This window comes from Janthinobacterium sp. GW823-FHT03B06, from assembly GCF_058796955.1.
Genome location: NZ_JBXAJE010000003.1, coordinates 52,304 through 73,315, shown reverse-complemented (window position 1 = coordinate 73,315; position 21,012 = coordinate 52,304). Strand labels below are relative to the sequence as shown.

Here is a 21,012-nt window from a genome sequence, read left to right as displayed (position 1 = left end):
ACCAAGGGCGGGCGCAGACACGGCGAAAAACCAGTAACATGCCTGCTTGTGGCATCCTCCCCAACCTCAGACTGGAGTTTCTATGAGCACAACTTCGCAGTGGATCGATATCGCCGGCCCGGACGGCAGCTTCCAGGCTTACCTGGCCGTGCCGCACGTGGGCAAGGGCCCCGCCATCATCCTGTTGCAGGAAATTTTCGGCGTCAACGAGCACATCCGTGCCGTGGCCGACCAGTACGCGGCCGATGGCTATGTGGTGCTGGTGCCGGACCTGTTCTGGCGCGCCGGCGCGCACATTGAACTCGGCTATGACGCGGACGGCTGGAAGCGTGCCGTCGAACTGATGCAGGCCACCGACAATCCGCACGCCGACGCCGATATCGCCGCCACCGTCGCCGTCCTGCGCGCGCGTCCGGAAGCGACGGGCAAGCTCGCTTCGGTCGGCTACTGCTTCGGCGGCCGCCTGTCGTACCAGGCCGCCGCGGCCGGTCTGGTCGACGCCGCCATCGCCTATTACGGCGGCGGCATCCAGAACAAGCTGGACCTGGCCGACAAGATCGAGGTGCCGCTGCTCATGCATTTCGGCGGCCAGGACAGCCATATCCCGCCGGAAGCCGTGCAAAAGATCGCCGAGCGCTTCGAAGACCGGCAAGACGTGGAAATCCATATCTACCCGGGCGCCGAGCACGGCTTCAACTGCACCCACCGCGACAGCTACCAGCAGCGCGCGGCGGCCCACGCGCACGGCAATTCTCTGATTTTCTTGGCGGAAAATCTGTAAGACTTGCGCCGAAAACAGGATCGCCGGCCTTGCGCGCCCAGCAGCAAAGCCGCATGGGCGCTAAAATAGCGGCTGTGCCGGGCAACTCCGGCCGGCCGGGCGCGGCGCCCGGCAAACCTGGATGAGGAACCGAATTAAAGATGGCCCAAGTAATTGTTTCTGTAACATTGGCGGCAAGCGCCGAAAGAGTGTGGGATTTTATCGGCGGCTTCCAGTCGCTGGCTGAATGGTCGAGCTCGATCAAGACCAGCCTGTCCGAACACGGCGGCCGCGTGCGCCGCCTGAAAACCACGGACGGCGCCATCATCGCCGAACGCCTGCAAAGCTACAGCGAAGCGGACAAGAGCTACAGCTACACCATCGTCTCGGGCCCGATCCCCGTCAAGAACTACCGTTCCACATTGCGCGTCACGGGCGAACCGGGCGCCGCTTCCTGTGTGGCCGAATGGTCTAGCGAGTTCGACGCGGCCGAAGGCGTGGAAGAGGTCATGGTGGGCGCGTTCCAGCATTTGTACGAGACGGCATTCGTCGACCTGAAACGCATCATGGCGATTTGAATCAACGAGGTAGGTCGGATTAGCGGCTACGCCGCGTAATCCGACACCACCAACTCTGCTGACAATGTTGTCGGATTACGCAGGGCGATGCCCCGCTAATCCGACCTACGCTTGACGTCAGCGTTTCACTTTTCCAAATGCCTCGCCCTTGTTCCATACCGGCAAATTCTTGTCGTTCGCCACTTCGTAGCCCAGGTTCAAGGTGAACTGCGCCTGCTGCACCATGCCCGACAAGTCCCACGACGGGTGATACTCATCGGTGACCTGGTGGTAATCCTTTTTAAACGCGACCAGACGCTCGCTCGACGCTGTCGGCTCCTTGACGAAGTCGAACGAGCCGTCGCCGGAAAACACGGCCGAGCCCACGTTGAAGGCGGGCACGCCGGCCTTGGCGAAGGCAAAATGGTCGGCCCGGTAAAAGGCGCCGGACAGGTCGGGGATGGTCGGCGCCAAACGCAAGCCCATGCGCTTGGCGACCTTGGCGGCGCTTGCGTACAGGCTGCTGCGCTCGGCGCCGGCCACGCCGATGTCGTGCGTCTTGCCGACGAAATTCATGCTGTCGAGGTTCAGGTCGGCTGCCGTCTTGGCCAGCGGCCACAGGGGCGCGCGCGTATAAGCCGTGCTGCCCAGCATGCCCGTTTCCTCGCCGGCCGGCCACAGGAAGATCTGTGTGCGGCGCGCCGGCTGTTTCACGGCCACTTGCGCCATGGCCAGCAGGGCCGCCGCGCCCGAGGCATTGTCGATGGCGCCGTTGTAGATATGGTCGCTCTGTCCTGCGCGGGCGCTGCCTTCCTCATCCTTGCCCAGGTGGTCCCAGTGGGCCGAGTAAATGACGGCTTCATCCTTGAGCTTCGGGTCCGTGCCCGGCACGATGCCGGCCACGTTGAATTGCTCGATGCTGCGGATCTGGCTGTCGAGTTTCACCTTGACGGTGGCATTCAGGGCCACGGGGCGGAATTCGCGCGTTTCGGCCTGGGCGCGCAAGGCGTCCAGGTCCTGTCCGCCCGCCTGGAACAGGGCGCGCGCCATATCTTCCTGCAGCCAGCCTTCCATCGCATTGCCCGCGCCGGCCAGGTTGAAGCGTTCATGGCCGAAACCGTTGGCGGGCACCGACCACGGGTAGGAAGCGGACTCGGTCGTGTGGATCAGCAAGACGCCGGCGGCGCCCTGGCGCAGCGCTTCCTCGTACTTGTAGACCCAGCGGCCGTAATACGTGAGGGACTTGCCGGCAAAACGGTTTGGCTCGGCGGCGGTCGGCTGCGGGTCGTTGACCATCATGATGACGAGCTTGCCCTTCAAGTCGATGCCCTTGAAATCGTCCCAGCGTTCCTCGGGCGCGCGGATGCCGTAGCCGGCAAACACCACGGGCGCGTCGAACGCCACTGTCTGCTGGCCATTCGCCGCGCCAAAGACGATGTCCTTGCCGAAGGCGGGAGACAAGGTCTTGCCGCCTGCGCTGAAGGTCACTGTGCTCGATGGCAAGGCCTTGCTGCCGACGATGGTCAGCGCCTGGCGGTAGCTGCCATCTTTCAATGGCTGCAAGCCGGCCACGGCCGCCTGCGTTTCCAGGTAGCGCACGGCCAGGTCGCCGCCGCGCTGGCCCGTGCCGCGTCCTTCGAGCAAATCGTCGGCCAGGAAGGACAGATGGGCGCGCAAGGGCGCTTCGGCAACGAGCGGTTGGGCGAGGGCAGCCGTGCTGAACAGGCTGGCGGCGAGGACGACGGGAAAGCGCATGACAACTCCAAAAGTGAATACGGGAAAGCAAAGCAGCGGCAATCTTACTCTACCGCAATGCTCTGGCGTAGCGCGCGGCGTGCGCAAGCCGATTGCGGCCACAATGGCCGCTGGCCCACCGACAAGGAGCGTTCCATGACTACCCCTGACTTGCATTCAACCAATACTCTGCGTACCGCCGACGGCACCTTGATTTATTACAAGGACTGGGGCAGCGGCCCGCCCGTCGTCTTCAGCCACGGCTGGCCATTGTCGTCCGACGCCTGGGAAGACCAGATGTTTTATCTTGCCGCGCGCGGCTACCGCGTCATCGCGCACGACCGGCGCGGCCATGGCCGCTCCAGCCAGCCCTTCGATGGCAACGACATGGATACCTATGCCGACGACCTGGCCGCGCTGATAGCCGCGCTCGACCTGACGGGCGCCACCCTCGTCGGTCACTCGACGGGCGGCGGCGAAGTGGCGCGCTACATCGGCCGCCATGGCACCGAGCGCCTGGCCGGCGCCGTGCTGGTGGGCGCCGTGCCGCCGCTGATGCTGCAAACCACGGAAAACCCGCTGGGCTTGCCGCTGTCCGCGTTTGACGCCATCCGCGCGGGCGTGCAGGCCGACCGCAGCCAATTCTTCCGCGACTTGAGCGAGGCCTTTTATGGCTATAACCGGCCCGGCGCGACACCGTCGCAGGGCGTGCGCGAGCACTTCTGGCTGCAAGGCATGCAGGCGGGCATGCCGGCGTCCTACCTGTGCATCAAGCAATTTTCCGAAACGGATTTCACGGGCGACCTGGCCAAATTCGACGTGCCGACCCTGGTGATCCATGGCGACGACGACCAGATCGTGCCGATCGCCGCCTCGGCGCGGCGCACGGCTGAGCTCATCATCGGCAGCAAATTGCTCGTGTATGCGGGCGCGCCGCACGGCCTGGCGACGACGCACAAGGACCGCCTGAACGAGGACTTGCTGGAGTTCTTGCGCCACTCGGTCGATGCGGCAAGCAATATCGAGGCGCATCTGTAAAACAGCCGAATCTATTGCAAAACACATAATATTGCTTGGTTTTTGCACCAATTGCGTGCGGATCGCCGATTTTTCTGCGTTTTAGGATGCAAAAAATGGCGTTCTGCCGCCTCGTTCCACCCGGTAAGGTCCAGTAAAGAGTAAACTAGCAGATACACTCTTTCGCATTGGGCGATTCGAGCGAACTTGTGAGTGATTTCATGTCTGATACACCAATTTCCTTATTTTCCGACCTTAACCTGAGCGAGCCGCTGATTCGCGCGCTCAAGGATGTCGGTTACGAAACACCGTCGCCTATCCAGGCGGCCACGATTCCATTATTGCTCGCCAACCGCGACGTGCTGGGCCAGGCGCAAACGGGCACGGGTAAAACCGCCGCCTTCGCCTTGCCTATCCTGTCGCGCATCGATCTGAAACAAAGCTCACCCCAAGCCCTGGTCCTGGCACCGACGCGCGAACTGGCCATCCAGGTCGCCGAAGCGTTCCAGGTGTACGCCGCCCACATTCCCGGCTTCCACGTGCTGCCGATCTACGGCGGCCAAAGCTACGGCCCGCAGCTGTCGGCCCTGCGCCGCGGCGTGCACGTCATCGTCGGCACGCCAGGCCGCGTCATCGATCACCTGGACAAGGGTTCGCTCGACCTGTCCAAGCTGAAAACCCTGGTGCTGGATGAAGCCGATGAAATGCTGCGCATGGGCTTTATCGACGACGTCGAACGTATCTTGAAAGAAACGCCAGACGGCCATCAAACGGCCCTGTTCTCGGCCACCATGCCTTCCGTCATCAAGCGCATCGCCACCACCTACCTGGTGAACCCGGCCGAAGTGACGGTCGCCGCCAAGACGGGCACGGCCGACAACATCCGCCAGCGCTACTGGCTGGTGTCGGGCATGCACAAGCTCGACGCGCTGACGCGCATCCTGGAAGCGGAAGCGTTTGACGGCATGATCATCTTCGCCCGCACCAAGCTGGGCACGGAAGAGCTGGCCAGCAAGCTGCAAGCGCGTGGCTTCTCGGCCGCCGCCATCAATGGCGACATCCAGCAAGCCCAGCGCGAGCGCACGATCCAGCAGTTGAAAGACGGCAAGATCGACATCCTCGTGGCAACCGACGTGGCCGCCCGCGGCCTGGACGTCGAGCGCATCAGCCACGTCGTCAACTACGATGTGCCGCACGATCCGGAAAGCTATACCCACCGCATCGGCCGCACGGGCCGCGCCGGCCGCAGCGGCGAAGCGATCCTGTTCATCACCCCGCGTGAAAAGAACTTGCTGAAAGCCATCGAACGCTCGACCCGCCAGCCGATCGGCATGCTGGAATTGCCGACGATCCAGGCCGTCAACGACGTGCGCATCGCCAAGTTCAAGGAACAGATCAGCGAAACCTTGGCCCTGGGCGAACTGGAGCAGTTCCAGTCGCTGATCGAGGATTTCGAGCGCGAACAGAACATTCCCGCCATCGAGATCGCCGCCGCCCTGGCGAAGATGGCGCGTGGCAATACGCCGCTGCTGCTGGACAAGAACAAAGCGCGCGAGCAAGCCACGTGGCAAGACGACCGTCCTGTGCGCCAGGACCGTTTTGAGCGCAACGACCGTCCGGAACGCGGTGACCGCTTCGACCGTAACGAGCGCAGCGAACGCCCGGCCTTCCCGAAAAAGGAACGCATCCAGCGTCCGGCCGACGCCGGCATGCAGACCTTCCGTATTGAAGTCGGTCATCAGCATGGCGTGAAACCGGGCAATATCGTGGGCGCCATCGCCAACGAAGCGGGCATCGATTCGAAAAACATCGGCCGCATCGAAATCTATGACGACTACAGCGTCCTGGACTTGCCAGACAGCATGCCGAAAGAATTGCTGGATCAGCTGAAGACCGTGTGGGTCGCGGGCCAGCAGCTGCGCATCAGCCGCGACGGCGACGCGCCGGACCTGGCGCCGCCAGCCGCGCCGCGCAAGCCGTTTGCAGCCAAGTCCGCGCCAGCGTTCAAGGATGCGCCAGCGGACGCGGGCGACGCAGCACCTGCGCCGCGCGCGCCGAAGAAGGAACGTCCACGTCCAGGCGTGACGGCTTACCGCATCGAAGTAGGCCGTGAGCACGCCGTGACGCCAAGCAACATCGTGGGTGCCATCGCCAACGAAGCGAACCTGGAAGCCAAGCATATCGGCCGCATCGATATCTTTGACAACTACAGCGTGCTGGACCTGCCGGAAGGCATGCCGCCGGAAATCCTCGACCACCTGAAATCGGTCGTCGTGTCGGGCCAGAAACTGCGCATCAGCCTCGATGACGGCACGACGGAGCGCAAGCCTGCGCCGCCGCGTCCGAAATCGCCACCGCGTAAATCATTCAAGTAAGCTGTCCCTGCACAGGCGCCTCCCCGGCGCCTGTGTCGCGGATTGGAGACAGTTCCCCCACTGGCGCGTTCGCGCCAGTTTTTATTTTCCCTCAAGAAATGTTCGTGGTTGCGGCGTTATGGTTGGCGGCAGGCCCCGTCATGGGCCGGCGCATATTGCGGCGCTTGCGCGTTTTTTTATCGGCGCAAACACCATATTTATTGGCTGCCGCATCGATACATAATTTTTTATTAATTATTGTGTCTGCTTCCAATTTGAATTTTACATTCAATAAAATCAATCTAGTTGAATCAAAGTAAATTCTAAAACATAAATGAATTGGTTTTTATTAAATTTTTTGACCAGTGTCACTGCCGCCGGGGCGATATATCATGGGTGCTTGATGTGGTATATTGTTTTTATGATTTTGTTATGCTAGTTGATAAAAATAGAGGAGCGACGATGCGGGTCAATACGCCTATCACGCAAAATGAATACGTATTAAATGAAGGCATGACGATTGTTTCCACCACGGATTTACAGGGAAACATCAATTACGCCAATCAGTATTTCATTGAGGTCAGCGGTTTTTCAGAAATGGAACTGCTGGGTGCGCCACAGAATATCCTGCGTCATCCCGATATGCCGGCTGAAGCGTTTGCCGACCTGTGGGACACCATCAAGACGGGCATGCCGTGGACCGGCATGGTCAAGAACCGTTGCAAGAATGGCGACTTTTACTGGGTCTTCGCCAATATCACGCCCGTCATCGAAAACGGCCGCCCGATCGGCTATATGTCCGTGCGCACCAAGCCCACGCGCGAGCAGATCAACGAAGCGGCAGCCCTGTATAAAAGTTTTAAAGACGGCAATAGCGCGAACCTGGCGATCCGCAATGGCCGCGTCGTGCGCCAGGGCTGGGCCGCCAAGCTGGCCGAGTGGCGCAAGCTGAGCCTGTCGCAAGACATCGCCCTGCATTGCATCATCTTGGGCGTGGTGCTGGCCATCCTCGGCTGCGCCGTGTGGAATATCGACGGCGACACGAGCACGGCCACGCGCAGCTGGCTCAGCGGCGCCGCCGCTGCCGCCGTCGCGCTGATGCTGTATTTCTGGGCCCATCTGCACAATTCCATCGTCGCGCCGCTGGGCGACGCCATTACGGTGGCGCGCAAGATGGCCGGGGGCGACTTGACGGGCGTGATCGACAAGGTGCGCGACGACGATATGGGTCAATTGATGGCGGCCTTGCGCCAGACCAATATCAACTTGCACAGCATCATCGGCGACGTGCGCGCCAACTTCGAGGATATCCGCATCACCACGGCGGAAATCGCCACGGGCAATATGGACTTGTCCAGCCGCACGGAGTCGCAGGCGTCCAGCCTGGAGCAGACGGCGGCCAGCATGGAAGAGCTGACATCGACCGTGCAAAACAGCGCCGACCACGTGGCCACGGCCAATGACCTGGCGGTGCAGGCATCGACCGTCGCGGCCAGGGGCGGCACCATCGTCAGCGAAGTGGTCACCACGATGGACGAGATCAGCTCGTCGTCGCGCAAGATTCTCGACATCATCGGCTTGATCGACGGCATCGCCTTCCAGACGAACATCCTCGCCTTGAACGCGGCCGTGGAAGCGGCGCGCGCAGGCGAGCACGGCCGCGGCTTCGCCGTCGTGGCGGGCGAAGTACGGAGCCTGGCGCAGCGTTCTGCCACGGCGGCGAAAGAGGTGAAAAACCTGATCGACCATTCGATCGCCACCGTGAATGCGGGCAGCGTGCTGACCAGCAATGCGGGCGCCACCATGACGGAAGTGATCGCCTCGGTGGCCCGCGTGACGGAAGTGATGGACGAGATTTCCTCGACCACGCGCGAGCAGAACCAGGGTATCGGCCAAGTCAACCAGGCCGTCATCCACATGGATGGCATCACGCAGCAGAATGCGGCCCTGGTCGAGCAGGCGGCCGCGGCCGCCACCAGCCTGGCGCAGCGCACCGAGAGCGTGGCCCAGTCGATCGGCATCTTCAAATTGAAGGCCTCGCCCAAGCGCAAGGCTGCCGGCGTGGGGCGTAGCGCGGGCGCGGGCGTGGCGGCACGGGCCTTGCTGAAGGCAAGATAATTACCCCAACGGCGAAAGGCTGGGGTCAGTCACTGCGTGACCGGAATGCTTCCCATTGGGAGCATTCCCCCCGGGTTTTGTCTGTGGGGTTACTCTTACTTCTTCACCCGGTACACGTCCTCGCTGCGCACCTTCTTCACCACCCCATCCCCGCCAAACAAAATGACATATTCTCCCTGCGCGCCAGAGGCGGCCGGGTAGGTGTACATCCACACTTCATTGCCGCTGTCGAAACGGATGGCCGTGCTCTCGCCCAGCGCGGCGCGCACCTGTTCGCGCGTGCTGCTGCCCGGTTGCACCGTCTGTTCCAGGGTGGCGTAAGGTACGTTCTTGCTTGCTTGCAAGGCGCGCGTGCCGGAACAGGCAGCCAGCAATGCCAGCACGGGAAATACCAGCCACTTCATGGCGCCACCTCGTCCATATAGTCAAATTCCAGCAGGGTATCGTCGGGCCAGCTGGCATCCCACAGGGGCGCGTAATACGTGCGGTCGAGCAGCACCTGGCAATCGCAATAGGGCAGCGAGGCGGGCGTCTGCTCGCCGCCCGCATACAGCATTTTGAACGGCAGGGCCAGGCGCCGCTCCCCATGCACGAGGGTCACGCCGAACAGGGGCCGGTCCGTGAAGAACAGATAATTGCCGTCCGGCTGCGAGCAGACCTTGTCGGTGCTGTAGAGCATGCTGGACAGCCAGGCGATGATTTGCGGGTCGTTCGAGATCAGGCCCGAATCCATGCCGGCGCGGCATTCCAGGCGCAGGTCGCCCAGGCGCCGCGTGCCGGGCGGCAAGCCGGGCGTGATGACCTGCGCGCGCCAGCTCATGGTGGTCGCCTTGCGGTTGGCGATCAGCACGGCATCCTCGCGCGCGGCCTGTGCATTGCGCACGGGGGCAAAGCTGTTGTCCTCGGCCAGCGGCAAGGGGATGCTGACGGTGTCGCCGGCGATGCGCAGCTGCACGCCCGTCATGTCCACGCCGGGCTGGCGCGGCAGCAGACGAAAGCGCAGCACGGCCTGCGGCGCCAGCGCATGGTCGCGCTCGAAGCGGTCGACGCCCTGCAGCATCTTGCGATACGATTTGTCGACGGGGTCGCGCGTGGCGTCCACCTTGACTTGCGGCACGGGCGCGGTTTGCGCCAGCGCAACAGTGCCATGGAACAGCATTGCCAGCAGGGGCAGCAGAAGAGGGCGGTAAGTAGGCATGGCTTGATGCTACGCCTTTTTGCGCGGCAGTCACGCACGGGTGGGCCTATCAGTACTCGCTATATTTGCGCGCGTCGCCACGTACCTGCTGCGCCGGGTATTTTTGCGCGTTCAGTGCCATCTTTTCCAGCACGGCCGCGTGCAGGTCGACGCCGCTCTTGTCGGCCAGGCGCACCAGATACATCAGTACGTCGGCCAGCTCGTGGCGGATGCCCGTGCGTTTCGCTTCGTCCAGTTCGCTATCCGCGCCCGTGGGCAGCCACTGGTAGTGCTCGGCCAGTTCCGCCACTTCCACGGACAGGGCCATGGCCAGGTTTTTCGGCGTGTGGAACTGGTCCCAGTCGCGCTCGTCGGCAAAGGCGCGCAGGCGCGCGCGGATGTCGAGCAGGCTGTCGGATGGGGCGCTCATGCGGCCGCCTGCAGCGGTTTTTCCATGAAGACACTGAACGGATCGTCGGGATAGTCGCCGTACGGTCCGCGCCGCTGGTAGCCGTGGCGCGCGTACAGGGCGATGGCCTCGGGCTGGTGGATGCCCGTCTCCAGGGTCAGCAAGCGGCAGCCGCGCGCCAGCGCCTGCTCTTCCAGCAGGGCCAGCAGGCGCTTGGCCAGGCCCAGGCCGCGGCTGTCCGGGTGCACATACATGCGCTTGACCTCGCCGAAATCGGGCGTGACGACGATGGCGCCGCAGGCGCGCGCCGCACCTGCTGCATCGCGGGCGACGGCAAACAGCAGGGTTTCCGGCGGCAACGATGCCAGGTCCAGCGAGTAGACGCACTCGGCCGGATACAGCGTTTGTTGATAGGCATCCAGCTCGGCGATCAGGGTTTGCACGTCCGCTTGCTGCGGCGATTCCAGGTGAATTTGCATGGGGAAAGCACGTTGACTGAGATTCCCCCATGGTATCACTGCGGCCGCGCCAGGCGCATCGTCAGGCCGATGGGCGACATCACAAACCCCATCAGTTCCTGCGCCTCGCCGCCATCGGGCGTGTCGACGCCGGCGATGTCGAAGCTGCCCAGCAGCATGGCCATGGCAATCTTGATTTCCAGCAAGGCCAGATAGCGGCCCGGGCACGTGCGCAAGCCGGCGCCGAAGGGCATCGAAGCGCGCTTGTTGTTGGCCTCGCCGCTGTCGGCCAGCCAGCGCTCGGGCTGGAAGGCCAGCGGGTCGGGAAAGTGCGCATCCGATACGGTGTCGTTGCGCATCACGCACCAGACGAGGGTGCCGGCCGGCACGGCGATGTCGCCGATGACCGTGTCGCGCAGCGCCTCGACGGGCAGGAAGGGCGCCACCGGCTTCAAGCGCATGGCTTCGCTGGCGCAGGCGCCCAGGTAGTCGAGGCTATCCATCTGCTCGATCGTGAATTGGGCCGCGTCGGGCGCCAGGCGCCGCACTTCCTCGCGCGCCTTCGCCAGAGTCTGCGGATTGCATTGCAGCAAATAAATCATCCAGGACACCGTGTTGGCCGTCGTATCCTCGCCCGCCAGCAGCATGGTCAGCACATTGCCGGCTACGTTGCGGTCCGTCACGCCGCTGCCTTCCAGATCGGCGGCGGCGATCATGGCTTCGAGCAGGTTGGGCGGATGCGCGCAGCGCGCCGGGTCGTGCGCCATGCGCGCGCGCGCCTGCTGCACCAGGTCCGCCACGGCGGCGGACAGGGCCGCCACGTCGCGGTCCAGCCGGCGGTCGATGGGCAGCTTGACATAGCGCCAGTACGGGAACATGGACAGGCTGCGCCGCGCCACGGCGGGCAGGATATCGTCCATGTGGCGCTGGATCACGTCTTCGCCCGATTCGAGCGTATTGACTTCCGTGCCGAAGGCCAGGCCGGCGATGATGTCGACCGTGTAGCGTTTCAGGTCGCCATCGAGGTCGATCGCCTGGCCTTGCGTGGCGGCCAGATGCCAGCGCCGCTGCAGGCGCTGCGCCACCGTCACCAGCGCGGGGAAGTAGGCTTTGATGGCTCCCGGCGCCATGCCGGCCATGACCATGCGGCGCTGGTTGCGCCATTCCGTGCCCTCGGCCAGGAACAGGCCGGGCACGCCGCCCATTTCGTCGGAGACCACCGAACTGCTCAGGGGGCGGCGAAAACCGTCGGGCCGGTCGCGCAGCACGGCGCCGACGGCCTCGCTGTCGGCCACCACCAGTACCAGGGTGCGGCCGAACCAGGCGCGCATGAAGGGGCCGTAGCGCTGTACCCATTGTTCCACGTCGCGGTGGATGCGCGTGAGTTTGAGCTGCAGGCTGTTGCCGACGATGGGCAAGGCGAAGGGCCCCGGCAGGCGGCGGATCTGGCGCAGGGGCGTGGCGACGGCGGGGGCGGCGTGGTCGAGTGGCGGCATGAACATCTCCTGTCGATACGGTAAAAGTACGAGGATTGCTTGCAATAATGGCCACACTCTACGCGATTGCGGCCCGTTTGTATTGAACGAATACGACATCGTGCGCGGCCAGAAATTGCCGGTACAATCGTCGCCATGCCAGCCGCCCCTACGCCCCTGACCCGTTTGATCGCCCCGCGCGCCGCGCTCGCTTCCTGCGTGCGCGCCATCCTCGTGCGCGACACCACGGGCTGCGCGCCCTTGCCGCCGGCGCAGCGCCTGAACCGCTTTCCCGCCGCGCCCATGTGCAGCATCGTCTGGACCGTCGCCGGCCACGTGGAAGCGGCCGCGCCGGGCCTGTCGCTGGCGGACGTGCGCATGCCGCCCGCGCTGTTCGGCGGCCCCCGTTCGTATCCGCTGGTCAGCTACAACCCCGGCCCCGTGCATTCGTTTATCGTGATGTTTTATCCGGCCGCCCTGCATGCGTTGACGGGCATATCGATGGATGCCTTGCTGGACCAGTTCCGCCCCCTCGGCGCGCTGTTCGATGCCGACTGGCTGTCCCTGTCCGACGCCGTGCTGGCCGCGCCGGACGATGCCGCCCGCGTCAGGCTGGTGGAGGATTTTCTGGCGCCGCGCTGGCTGCTGGCGCGCAAGAACGGCGACCAACCGGCCGGCGCCATCCAGGACTGGGTGCGCCGGCTGGGCGTGCAGGCCGCATCGACGGGCCTGGCCAGCAGCGCGCGCAACATCGAGCGCCGCATCAAGGCCTGGGCCGGCCAGCCCATGCGCACCTTGCGCCGTATGCGCCGCGCGGAACAGCTGTTCCTCGACGAGCGCGGCGCCATCCTGCAGGGCACGGCGTCATGGTCCGACGTCGCCGCCAGCGGCGGCTACGCCGACCAGGCGCATTTCTGCCGCGAGACGCGCGAAATCACGGGCTTGAGTCCCACGGAACTGGCGCGCGCCATGAAAGAAGATGAAAGCTACTGGATCTACCGGATATGGGCGTAGGTCGGATGAGCTCGTAGAGCGTAATCCGACCACATCGTTGGCGCGGCCGGTGGTGGTGTCGGATTACGCGAGGCGTTGCCCCGCTAATCCGACCTGCCGGCCGCTGTACATTTTGCCCTTGATCAGGCAGCTTCATGGCGCCTCGTGCCGGGCTTCATATGGGAGGTTGGCGTAAGTCGGATTAGCGAGGCTTCGCCTCGCGTAATCCGACCTACCGTCCGCTGTACATTTTGCCCTTGGATAAGGTTACTTCATGGTGCCCCGCGCCGGGGGCCATCATGGGGAAGCAGTTTTCCGCGCCGTGCACGCGCACGTCGAGGAAGTACGGGCCTTCGGACGCCAGGCAGGCCGCCAGTGCCCCGTCGAGGTCTTCGCGCCGGCTCACCGTGTGCGCCTGCCAGCCGAACGCGCGCGCCAGGGCGACGAAGTCGGGCAGCGCTTCCGTGTAGCTGTGGCTGTAGCGCCCGCCGTGTATCAGTTCCTGCCACTGGCGCACCATGCCCATGTAGCCATTGTTCGACAGCACCACTTTCACGGGCAGGCGGTGCTGCACGGCCGTGGCCAGTTCCTGGATATTCATCAGGATCGAGGCGTCGCCGCTGACGCACACGACGCACTTGTCCGGGTGGGCGATCTGCGCGCCGATGGCGGCCGGCAAGCCATAGCCCATGGTGCCGGCGCCGCCCGAGGTCAGCCAGCGGCGCGGCTGCTCGAAGCGCAGGTGCTGCGCCGCCCACATCTGATGCTGGCCCACGTCGGTGGAGACGATGGCGTCCCCGCCATCCATGCTGTCCAGCGCTGCCTGCAGCCGCCGCATCAGCGCCTGCGGCGCGATGACGTCGGGCGTGTCGTCGAACGCCAGCGAGTCCTGCGTGCGCCAGCCGTCGATGCGCTGCCACCACGGCTGGCGGTCCGCCAGCAATCGCCCGCGCAGCTGCGCCAGCAGGGCATTCAGCACGGGCGCGCAGTCGCCGCGCAGGGCCACGTCGGCGCGCACCACCTTGTGGATCGACGCCGGATCGATATCGACGTGGATGACCTTTGCGCCGGGACAAAAGGCGTCGAGCCTGCCCGTCACCCGGTCGTCGAAGCGGGCACCCACGCAGACGATCAGGTCCGCATGGTGCATCGCCAGGTTCGCTTCCAGGGTGCCGTGCATGCCCAGCATGCCCAGGAAGGCCGGGTGCGAGGCGGGAAAGGCGCCCAGGCCCAATAAGGTCAGGGTGCACGGCGCGGCCGCCAGTTTCACCAGCTGGCCGAAGGCGGCGCAGGCGGCGGGGCCGGAATTGACGAGGCCCCCGCCGCCATAGAACACGGGCTGGCGCGCGGCGGCGATCAGGCTGGCGGCCCGTTCAAGATCGGAGGCTGCCGGCATCGGCATCGGGGCCGGCGTGGCAGGGGCCAGCACCGTCGCTTCCCGCACCGGCGCCAGCTGCAGATCCTTGGGAAAGTCGACCAGCACGGGGCCGGGCCGGCCTTGCGTGGCTTGCGCGTACGCCTCGCGCACGACGGCCGCCGTTTCCTCTGCCGCGCGGATTTGCCGGTTCCACTTGGTGACGGGGCGCGAAATGCCCAGCGCGTCGCATTCCTGGAAGGCGGCCGTGCCGATGCTGGTGGTGGCCACCTGGCCGCTGATGCAGATGACGGGGATCGAATCGCACAGGGCGTCGAGCAAGCCCGTGGTGGTATTGCTCATGCCGGGGCCGGACGTGACGAAGACGACGCCGGGCCGGCCCGTGCTGCGCGCATAGCCTTCGGCCGCGTGCACGGCCGCCTGTTCGTGGCGCACGAGAATATGGCGCAGGCGGGGCTGGGCGTGCAGCGCATCGTACAGAGGCAGCACGGCGCCGCCCGGATAGCCGAAGACGGTGTCGACGCCCAGCGCCAGCAGGGTGTCGATCAGGGTGCTGGCGCCGTTATGGGATGCGCGGGCGAGGAGGGGAGCTGGATCGGGTTTCATGGCCTTATTTTCTGCCTGATGCGGCAGAAAAGGCTGCTGGTTTTCTCGTATAGAATGCAGTATTCAGCAAAATTTGCTGTGAAATAAGGAATTAACAGAATGAAGCTCGACAAATTCGACCTCGCCATCCTGACGGCCCTGCAGCAGGACGCCCGCATCAGTCTGCACGACCTGAGCGCCAAGGTGGGCCTGACCTCGTCGCCATGCTGGGCGCGCATCAAGCGCATGGAAGACGATGGCGTCATCGAGGGTTATACGGTGAACGTCAACGCGGCCAAGGTGGGATTGGCCGATACCGTCATCGTGCAAGTCACCCTGGACGACCATTCCGACCAGGCCCTGTTTGAATTCGGCCACGCGCTGGCCATGATCCCGGAGGTGCTCGAAGCGTTCCTCGTCTCCGGCGACTACGACTACTACCTGCGCATCGCCGTGAGCGACACGCGCGACTATGAACGGCTGCTGCGCGAGCGCCTGTATAAAATCCCCGGCATCCGCCACAGCAAATCGAGTTTCGTGTTGCGCCAGCTCAAGCAAAGCTATCTTCCCTTGCAGCGCTGACTTTTGTTATCCCTTCCCAGCACGGCGGGAGTTTTTCCCTAGGCCATCCCCCGGTGGCTGTCCGATACTGGGCAGTAATAAAAAACACGATAAATCGGGGATATGCATGAGACTGACCTTATTCGCGGCGGCCGCCATGGCGCTGTGCCAGGCGCAAGCCGCCGAGCTTGCCCATCCTGCCAACCTGGACCCGGCGTACGATTTGCCCACCGTCATTATCACGGGCAGCATGCCGCTGCCCACCGTGGAGCAGCCGCGCGATGCCTTCGCCGCGCCCGTGCAGACGGCCGGCGCGCAGCAGATCGCCGGCAGCGGCGCGCTCGATATCTCCGCCTTCCTGCGCCGCAACCTGGGCAGCGTCTATGTGAACGAGGTGCAGAACAACCCCTTCCAGCCCGACGTCAGCTACCGCGGCTACACGGCCTCGCCCCTGCTGGGCACGCCGCAAGGACTTTCCGTGTACCTCGACGGCATGCGGCTGAACCAGCCGTTTGGCGATGTCGTCAGCTGGGATTTGATCCCGCGCATGGCCATCGCCTCGCTGACCCTGATGCCCGGCTCGAACCCCCTGTTCGGCCTGAACACCCTGGGCGGCGCGCTGGCCCTGCAGACCAAGGATGGCAAGACCAGTCCCGGCACCGCCGTCGAGGCGCGCCTGGGTTCCGATCAACGTCGCGGCGTCGAGGTCGAGCATGGCGGCAGCCATGCCAGCGGCTGGCACTGGTACGTGACGGGCAACCGTTTCAAGGAAGACGGCTGGCGCGACGATTCCCCGTCCGACGTGCACCAGGTCTTCGGCAAGCTGGGCTGGAGCGATGCGCGCACGGACATCGCCGTCACCGTGGCCCACGCGGACAATGCGCTGACGGGCAACGGCTTGCAGGAGCAGCGTCTGCTGGCGCGCGATTACCGCAGCGTCTACACCAAGCCCGATTTGACGGAAAACAAGTCGACCCTGCTGAATGTGACGGGCAAGCACCAAGCCGGCGCTGGCTTGCTCTTGTCCGGCAATGTGTACTACCGCAAGATCGACACGCACACGTTCAATGGCGACTTGAACGACGAGTCGCTCGACCAGTCCGTCTACCAGCCCGGCGCGGCCGAGCGGGCGGCCCTGGCGGCGGCCGGCTACACGGGCTTTCCCGCCAGCGGGGCGAACGCGTCGAATACGCCTTTCCCGAAGTGGCGCTGCATCGGCAACGTGCTGCTGAACGATGAACCGGCCGAAAAATGCAACGGCATGCTCAACCGCAGCCATACGCAGCAGGAAAACTATGGTTTGTCGGGTCAGTTCACGGCGCTGGCCGACCTGGCCGGGCAGCGCCACGCCGTCACGGTCGGCGCCGCCTTCGATGCCAGCCACGCCACGTTTCGCCAGACCAGCCAGTTCGGCTATCTGAACCCGGACCGCAGCATCACGCCCGTCGACTTCTTTGCCGACGGTACGGAAATCGACGACGACGGCACGCCCGTCGACAACCGCGTCGACTTGAGCGGGCGCATGCGCACGTGGAGCGTGTATGCGAGCGACAGCATTGCGCTGAATCAAGCATTGACCTTGACCGTTTCCGGCCGCTACAACCGCAGCACCGTGCGCAACCGCGACGCCATCACGCCCGGCGGCGGCAGCGGCTCGCTCGATGGCGACCACCGTTTCAGCCGCTTCAATCCCGCCATCGGCCTGGCCTATGCGCCGGCCGATGGCGTGAGCGCCTATCTCGGCTACAACGAAGGCAGCCGCACGCCGACGGCCATCGAACTCGGCTGCGCCGACCCGGACAACCCGTGCCGCCTGCCCAACGCCATGGCGGGCGATCCGCCCTTGAAACAGGTCGTCACCAAGACGTGGGAAGCGGGCCTGCGCGGCAAGCTCGCCGACGTGGCCCGCTGGAGCGCCGGCGTGTTCCGCGCGGAAAACCACGACGATATCCTGTTCGTGGCCAACAATCAGGCCGGTTTCGGCTACTTCAAGAATTTCGGCAAGACGCGCCACCAGGGCGTGGAACTGGCGGCGGGTGGCAAGGCCGGTGCGCTGGACTTCGGCGTCAACTACACGTGGCTGCAGGCGACGTATCAAAGCCGCGAGCTCGTCAACGGCAGCGCCAACAGCAGCAGCGATGCGCAGGCGCCCGGCCTGGAAGGCAATATCGTCATCACGCCCGGCAACCGCATTCCGCTGACACCGAGCCATATCTTCAAGGCGCACGTGGACTATCAGGGCGGACGCGACTGGACGGTGGGCCTGGCCATGACGGCCGTGTCGAGTTCCTACGCGCGCGGCAACGAGAACAACCGGCACCAGGCGGGCGGCCCGGCATACCTGGGTTCCGGCAAGAGCGGCGGCTACGCCGTGGTGGAGCTGAACGGCAAGGTTCAGCTGACGCCACGGCTCAGCGTGTTCGCCCAGGTGAATAATCTGTTCGACCGCCAGTACGCGACGGCGGCCCAACTGGGCGCCACGGGCTTCGACGCCAACGGCAATTTTGCCGCCCGGCCATTGCCCGCCATGAACGGCGGCTATCCGATGGTCAACGCGACGTTCTATGCGGCCGGCGCGCCGCGCAGCGTGAATGCGGGTCTGCGCTACGTGTTTTAAGGCTGGACGTGCTCGATGACGCCATTGCGCAGCGCCAGGTGCACGAGGGCGGCGGGGCCGGGCACGTCGAGCTTTTCCTTGATGCAGGTCTGGTGGTTGGCCACGGTCTTGCTGCTCAGGTGCAGCAGGCGGGCGCAGTCAGCGGCGCTGCGGCCTTCGGCCAGCAGGCGGAAGATTTCGAATTCGCGCTGGCTCAGGCTGCTCAAACGGTCCGCTTCCATGCGGGCCGTACCGTGCAGCACGCCCGGTGCGCTGTGCGGATCGAGGTAGCGGCGGCCCGCGTGGGCGGCGCGCACGGCGTCGACCAGGTGTTCCGGGTCGGCTTGCTTGCTGACGAAGCCGCAGGCGCCGCCGTCCAACGCGCGCGCGATCAGTTGCGGCGTGTCGTGCATGGTAAACACGAGCACGCGCGCGCCTGCGTCGCGGGCCAGCAGCTTGCGCAACAATTCCAGGCCGCCGATGCCGGGCATGGACAAATCCGTCACGCAGACGTCGGGCGCGTGCTCCAGGTGCAGGGCATATGCCGTCTCGCCATTGCCCGCCTCGGCCACGACGGCGATATCGCCGCCCTGTTCCAGCAGCCGGCGGTAGCCCGTGCGCACCACCGGGTGGTCATCGACCAGCATCACGCTGATCGGGGGCATGGCCGCGTTCATGCCGCACCGGCCGCCAGCGGCATCGCCACTTCGATGCGCAAGCCCTTGCCCAGCGCGCTGATCCAGCGGATATGGCCGCGCAGGCCGGCCACGCGCTCGCGCATGCCCAGCATGCCGAAGCCATCTGCTGGCGTTTTATCCGGACACAAACCCTGGCCATTGTCTTCGATGGTCAGGTGCAGCACGCCGTGCGCATCGGCGCGCAATTCCACCGTGGCACGGTCGGCGCCCGCGTGGCGCGCCACGTTCGTCAAGCCTTCCTGCACCAGGCGGTAGACGGCGGTGGCGGTGCAGTCGTCGAGGCTGGCGGGGACGGCGTGCGGCGCGAAATGGCAGGCGATGCCGTGCTGCTGGGCCCAGCTGTCGCACAGCGCCTGCAGGGCCGGCGCCAATCCCAGGCTGTCGAGCACGGGCGGGCGCAGCCGGCGCAGCATCGTGCGCACCATCGCGTGCAGCGCTTCCGACGAGCGGGCGATGCTGGCGGCGCAGGCCTGCACGTTCGCCTGATCGCCGTCGCGCGCGCGCAGGATGTAGCTGGCGGCGGCGCGGATGGCCGTACAATCCTGTCCCACTTCATCGTGCAGCTCGCGCGCCAGCGCGCAGCGCTCCTCTTCCTGCGTGCGCAGCAGGCGCTGCGTGAGGGCGCGGTTTTGCGCCAGCAGCAGCGCCACCTGGCGTCCGCGCCGCACGGCAAAGCCGGCCAGCGCCAGCGCCAGCAGCAACAGGCTCATGGCCAGTTCATCGAGTTGCCAGCGTTCGTGGCGCCAGAGCGCGTGCGTCAGCCGTTCGGCCAGGTCCAGCCTGGCGGCCAGCAGGAAAAAAGCCAGTGCCAGCGCGCAGCACACGAGGATGCGCCGGGCCGGCCGCGTGCCTGCGCGGCCGCTGCCGGCCAGTTGGTAGTGTTCCATGATGCTGCTCCCTGAGCACGGTCGATCTCTTTGTTGTGCAAGCTTCATGCCACCGGCGCAGGGGCCTCTGGGGGCGCGTCATGCGGGGCAGGGGAGGGGATGACTGTTCCAGGATGGAACAGGTGTACCGCGATGTGACGGTGGGCGCTTGCGCTGGCCGCAGGCACGGTTTTCGAGCTTATCTGAAGTCGCGCCGGCACGCTGGCGCGCACGCCTGCAGTGCGATGCATTGTTGTTCCAATGTAACGTTGAGCTTACTCAAACTTTCATAGATAAAACAAAACAAAGTTTCGCAGGCTTAGATAAAAAATAAATAAATGATATTAAAAATATGATATTTGTTTTATGCGATTTGCTATATTTGTTGACACTTTTGTGAAAAAGCTGAAAGCGGGCACCAGACCTGCCGACCTATCTATCCACAACAAACAAGGGAATAGAATGAATCGTCCATCACATGCGCGGGTATCACCCGCCACCGTCTATCCACCCGCTACCCGCGGCCGCACCACCGTCCTGGCCGCGCTGGCCGCCGTGTCCGTGCTGGTCTCGGCGCCGACCATGGCCGATGTTTTGACCTTCGATAATTTGCGTCCCGACGTGTATGAAAGCGGCCAGACGCTCAATACGTCGAGCTACAATCTGCGGTTCCTGGCCGACCCGACCACGGCTGCCGGCGGCGGCGTCAGCGGCGTGGGTGCCATCCTCGATGGCCGCGCGGGTTCGTCGTGCGATATCGCCGCCTGCCCGCAGGGTGCCACCGGCAACTACCTGGCCATCCTCAACGATGGCGGCGTAAATTTCGCGCGTGCCGACCGCCAGGCGTTCAGCCTGGCCGGATTCGACTATTCCTTCATCGCGCCCGTCTCCGGCTTGCCCAACATGCAGTGGGGCGAACTGCAGCTGAGCGGCACCCTCAGCAACGGCCAGGTGGTCAGCACCTCGCTGGCGTTTCCCGGCCAGGGCAGCGATGGCAATTACCATTTCCAGGGCGCTTCCCTGCTGGGCGGTTTCAGCAACTATGCGTTTACGGGCCTGACCTTCAACGCCTGCATTTTCAATGACACCGGCGTGTGCAGCAATTCCATCGATTTCCCGGCCTTTAACCAGGGCCAGTTTGCGCTCGATAATATCAACGTCAGCGCCGTGCCGGAACCGTCGACCTACATGCTGCTGCTGGCCGGCCTGGGCGCCATCGGCATGCTGTCGCGCCGCCGCAGCGGCAAGGTCGCCGCGTTCACCGTGCAAGGAGCGTGAG

The 21,012-nt window shown here is 64.7% G+C and carries 18 protein-coding genes; 9 read left to right on the top strand and 9 right to left on the bottom strand.

All coding sequences use genetic code 11. The annotated features are described in order from the left end of the window. The first annotated feature begins 82 nt into the window (after positions 1–82). Both AC1RBA_RS11335 and AC1RBA_RS11330 read left to right on the top strand, forming a co-directional pair. Entirely contained in the window at positions 83–781 is a 699-nt protein-coding gene (locus AC1RBA_RS11335; protein ID WP_492418228.1) for a dienelactone hydrolase family protein, read from the top strand. A gap of 140 nt (positions 782–921) precedes the next feature. Continuing rightward, complete coding sequence (locus AC1RBA_RS11330) at positions 922–1,338, top strand: SRPBCC family protein (protein ID WP_070217725.1); 417 nt, start codon at positions 922–924, stop codon at positions 1,336–1,338. Between the two features lie 117 nt (positions 1,339–1,455). Here the strand turns inward: AC1RBA_RS11330 and AC1RBA_RS11325 are convergent, their stop codons facing one another. Further along, the gene (locus AC1RBA_RS11325; RefSeq protein ID WP_492418226.1) at positions 1,456–3,072 is read right to left on the bottom strand and encodes a M28 family peptidase; all 1,617 of its coding nucleotides are present in this window, start codon (positions 3,070–3,072) and stop codon (positions 1,456–1,458) included. Between the two features lie 135 nt (positions 3,073–3,207). Between AC1RBA_RS11325 and AC1RBA_RS11320 the strand changes: the two genes are divergently transcribed. The 3 genes from AC1RBA_RS11320 (at position 3,208) to AC1RBA_RS11310 (ending at position 8,540) form a co-directional block, all read left to right on the top strand. Continuing rightward, a complete protein-coding gene (locus tag AC1RBA_RS11320; protein WP_492418224.1) occupies positions 3,208–4,089 on the top strand; it encodes an alpha/beta fold hydrolase in 882 nt (293 codons plus the stop codon). 200 nt (positions 4,090–4,289) lie between these two features. After that, positions 4,290–6,443 carry a DEAD/DEAH box helicase gene (locus tag AC1RBA_RS11315; protein ID WP_070217721.1) on the top strand — a complete coding sequence of 718 codons (2,154 nt, stop codon included), beginning with the start codon at positions 4,290–4,292 and terminating at the stop codon, positions 6,441–6,443. Positions 6,444–6,884: 441 nt separating this feature from the next. Next, positions 6,885–8,540: a methyl-accepting chemotaxis protein gene (locus AC1RBA_RS11310; protein ID WP_492418222.1), complete on the top strand. Its 1,656-nt coding sequence runs from the start codon at positions 6,885–6,887 to the stop codon at positions 8,538–8,540. A gap of 95 nt (positions 8,541–8,635) precedes the next feature. Here the strand turns inward: AC1RBA_RS11310 and bamE are convergent, their stop codons facing one another. Genes bamE through AC1RBA_RS11285 form a run of 5 tightly spaced genes read right to left on the bottom strand, consistent with a single transcriptional unit; the run spans position 8,636 to position 12,080 of the window. Further along, the gene (bamE, locus tag AC1RBA_RS11305; protein ID WP_492418221.1) at positions 8,636–8,944 is read right to left on the bottom strand and encodes an outer membrane protein assembly factor BamE domain-containing protein; all 309 of its coding nucleotides are present in this window, start codon (positions 8,942–8,944) and stop codon (positions 8,636–8,638) included. Next, positions 8,941–9,738, bottom strand: a complete 798-nt coding sequence (locus AC1RBA_RS11300) for a hypothetical protein (RefSeq protein WP_492418219.1) — start codon at positions 9,736–9,738, stop codon at positions 8,941–8,943. The genes bamE and AC1RBA_RS11300 overlap by 4 nt, the downstream gene beginning before the upstream one ends. Positions 9,739–9,787: 49 nt before the next feature. Next, positions 9,788–10,147: a nucleotide pyrophosphohydrolase gene (locus AC1RBA_RS11295; RefSeq protein WP_492418217.1), complete on the bottom strand. Its 360-nt coding sequence runs from the start codon at positions 10,145–10,147 to the stop codon at positions 9,788–9,790. Next, on the bottom strand, positions 10,144–10,605 hold the full coding sequence (locus tag AC1RBA_RS11290; RefSeq protein WP_492418216.1) for a GNAT family N-acetyltransferase: 462 nt from the start codon (positions 10,603–10,605) through the stop codon (positions 10,144–10,146). Before AC1RBA_RS11290 ends, AC1RBA_RS11295 begins: the two co-directional genes overlap by 4 nt. A 35-nt stretch (positions 10,606–10,640) precedes the next feature. Next, positions 10,641–12,080, bottom strand: coding sequence for a cytochrome P450 (locus tag AC1RBA_RS11285; RefSeq protein ID WP_492418214.1), 1,440 nt, complete (start codon positions 12,078–12,080; stop codon positions 10,641–10,643). A 135-nt stretch (positions 12,081–12,215) separates the two neighbouring features. Between AC1RBA_RS11285 and AC1RBA_RS11280 the strand changes: the two genes are divergently transcribed. Then, entirely contained in the window at positions 12,216–13,073 is an 858-nt protein-coding gene (locus AC1RBA_RS11280; protein WP_492418212.1) for a helix-turn-helix domain-containing protein, read from the top strand. 211 nt (positions 13,074–13,284) lie between these two features. Here the strand turns inward: AC1RBA_RS11280 and ilvB are convergent, their stop codons facing one another. Beyond that, complete coding sequence (gene ilvB / locus AC1RBA_RS11275; RefSeq protein ID WP_492418210.1) at positions 13,285–15,033, bottom strand: biosynthetic-type acetolactate synthase large subunit; 1,749 nt, start codon at positions 15,031–15,033, stop codon at positions 13,285–13,287. Between the two features lie 99 nt (positions 15,034–15,132). Between ilvB and AC1RBA_RS11270 the strand changes: the two genes are divergently transcribed. Together AC1RBA_RS11270 and AC1RBA_RS11265 are read left to right on the top strand one after the other, a co-directional pair. Further along, positions 15,133–15,594 carry an Lrp/AsnC family transcriptional regulator gene (locus AC1RBA_RS11270; protein WP_070217690.1) on the top strand — a complete coding sequence of 154 codons (462 nt, stop codon included), beginning with the start codon at positions 15,133–15,135 and terminating at the stop codon, positions 15,592–15,594. A 106-nt stretch (positions 15,595–15,700) separates the two neighbouring features. Then, positions 15,701–18,190, top strand: coding sequence for a TonB-dependent receptor (locus AC1RBA_RS11265; protein ID WP_492418208.1), 2,490 nt, complete (start codon positions 15,701–15,703; stop codon positions 18,188–18,190). Here the strand turns inward: AC1RBA_RS11265 and AC1RBA_RS11260 are convergent. Together AC1RBA_RS11260 and AC1RBA_RS11255 are read right to left on the bottom strand one after the other, a co-directional pair. After that, complete coding sequence (locus tag AC1RBA_RS11260) at positions 18,187–18,834, bottom strand: response regulator (RefSeq protein ID WP_492418206.1); 648 nt, start codon at positions 18,832–18,834, stop codon at positions 18,187–18,189. The genes AC1RBA_RS11265 and AC1RBA_RS11260 overlap by 4 nt on opposite strands. Before the next feature lie 8 nt (positions 18,835–18,842). After that, positions 18,843–19,754, bottom strand: coding sequence for a histidine kinase (locus tag AC1RBA_RS11255; protein WP_492418205.1), 912 nt, complete (start codon positions 19,752–19,754; stop codon positions 18,843–18,845). A gap of 441 nt (positions 19,755–20,195) precedes the next feature. Here AC1RBA_RS11255 and AC1RBA_RS11250 point away from each other — a divergent pair, with 441 nt between their 5' ends. Continuing rightward, on the top strand, positions 20,196–21,011 hold the full coding sequence (locus AC1RBA_RS11250) for an NF038120 family PEP-CTERM protein (protein ID WP_492418203.1): 816 nt from the start codon (positions 20,196–20,198) through the stop codon (positions 21,009–21,011). Position 21,012 lies beyond the last annotated feature (1 nt).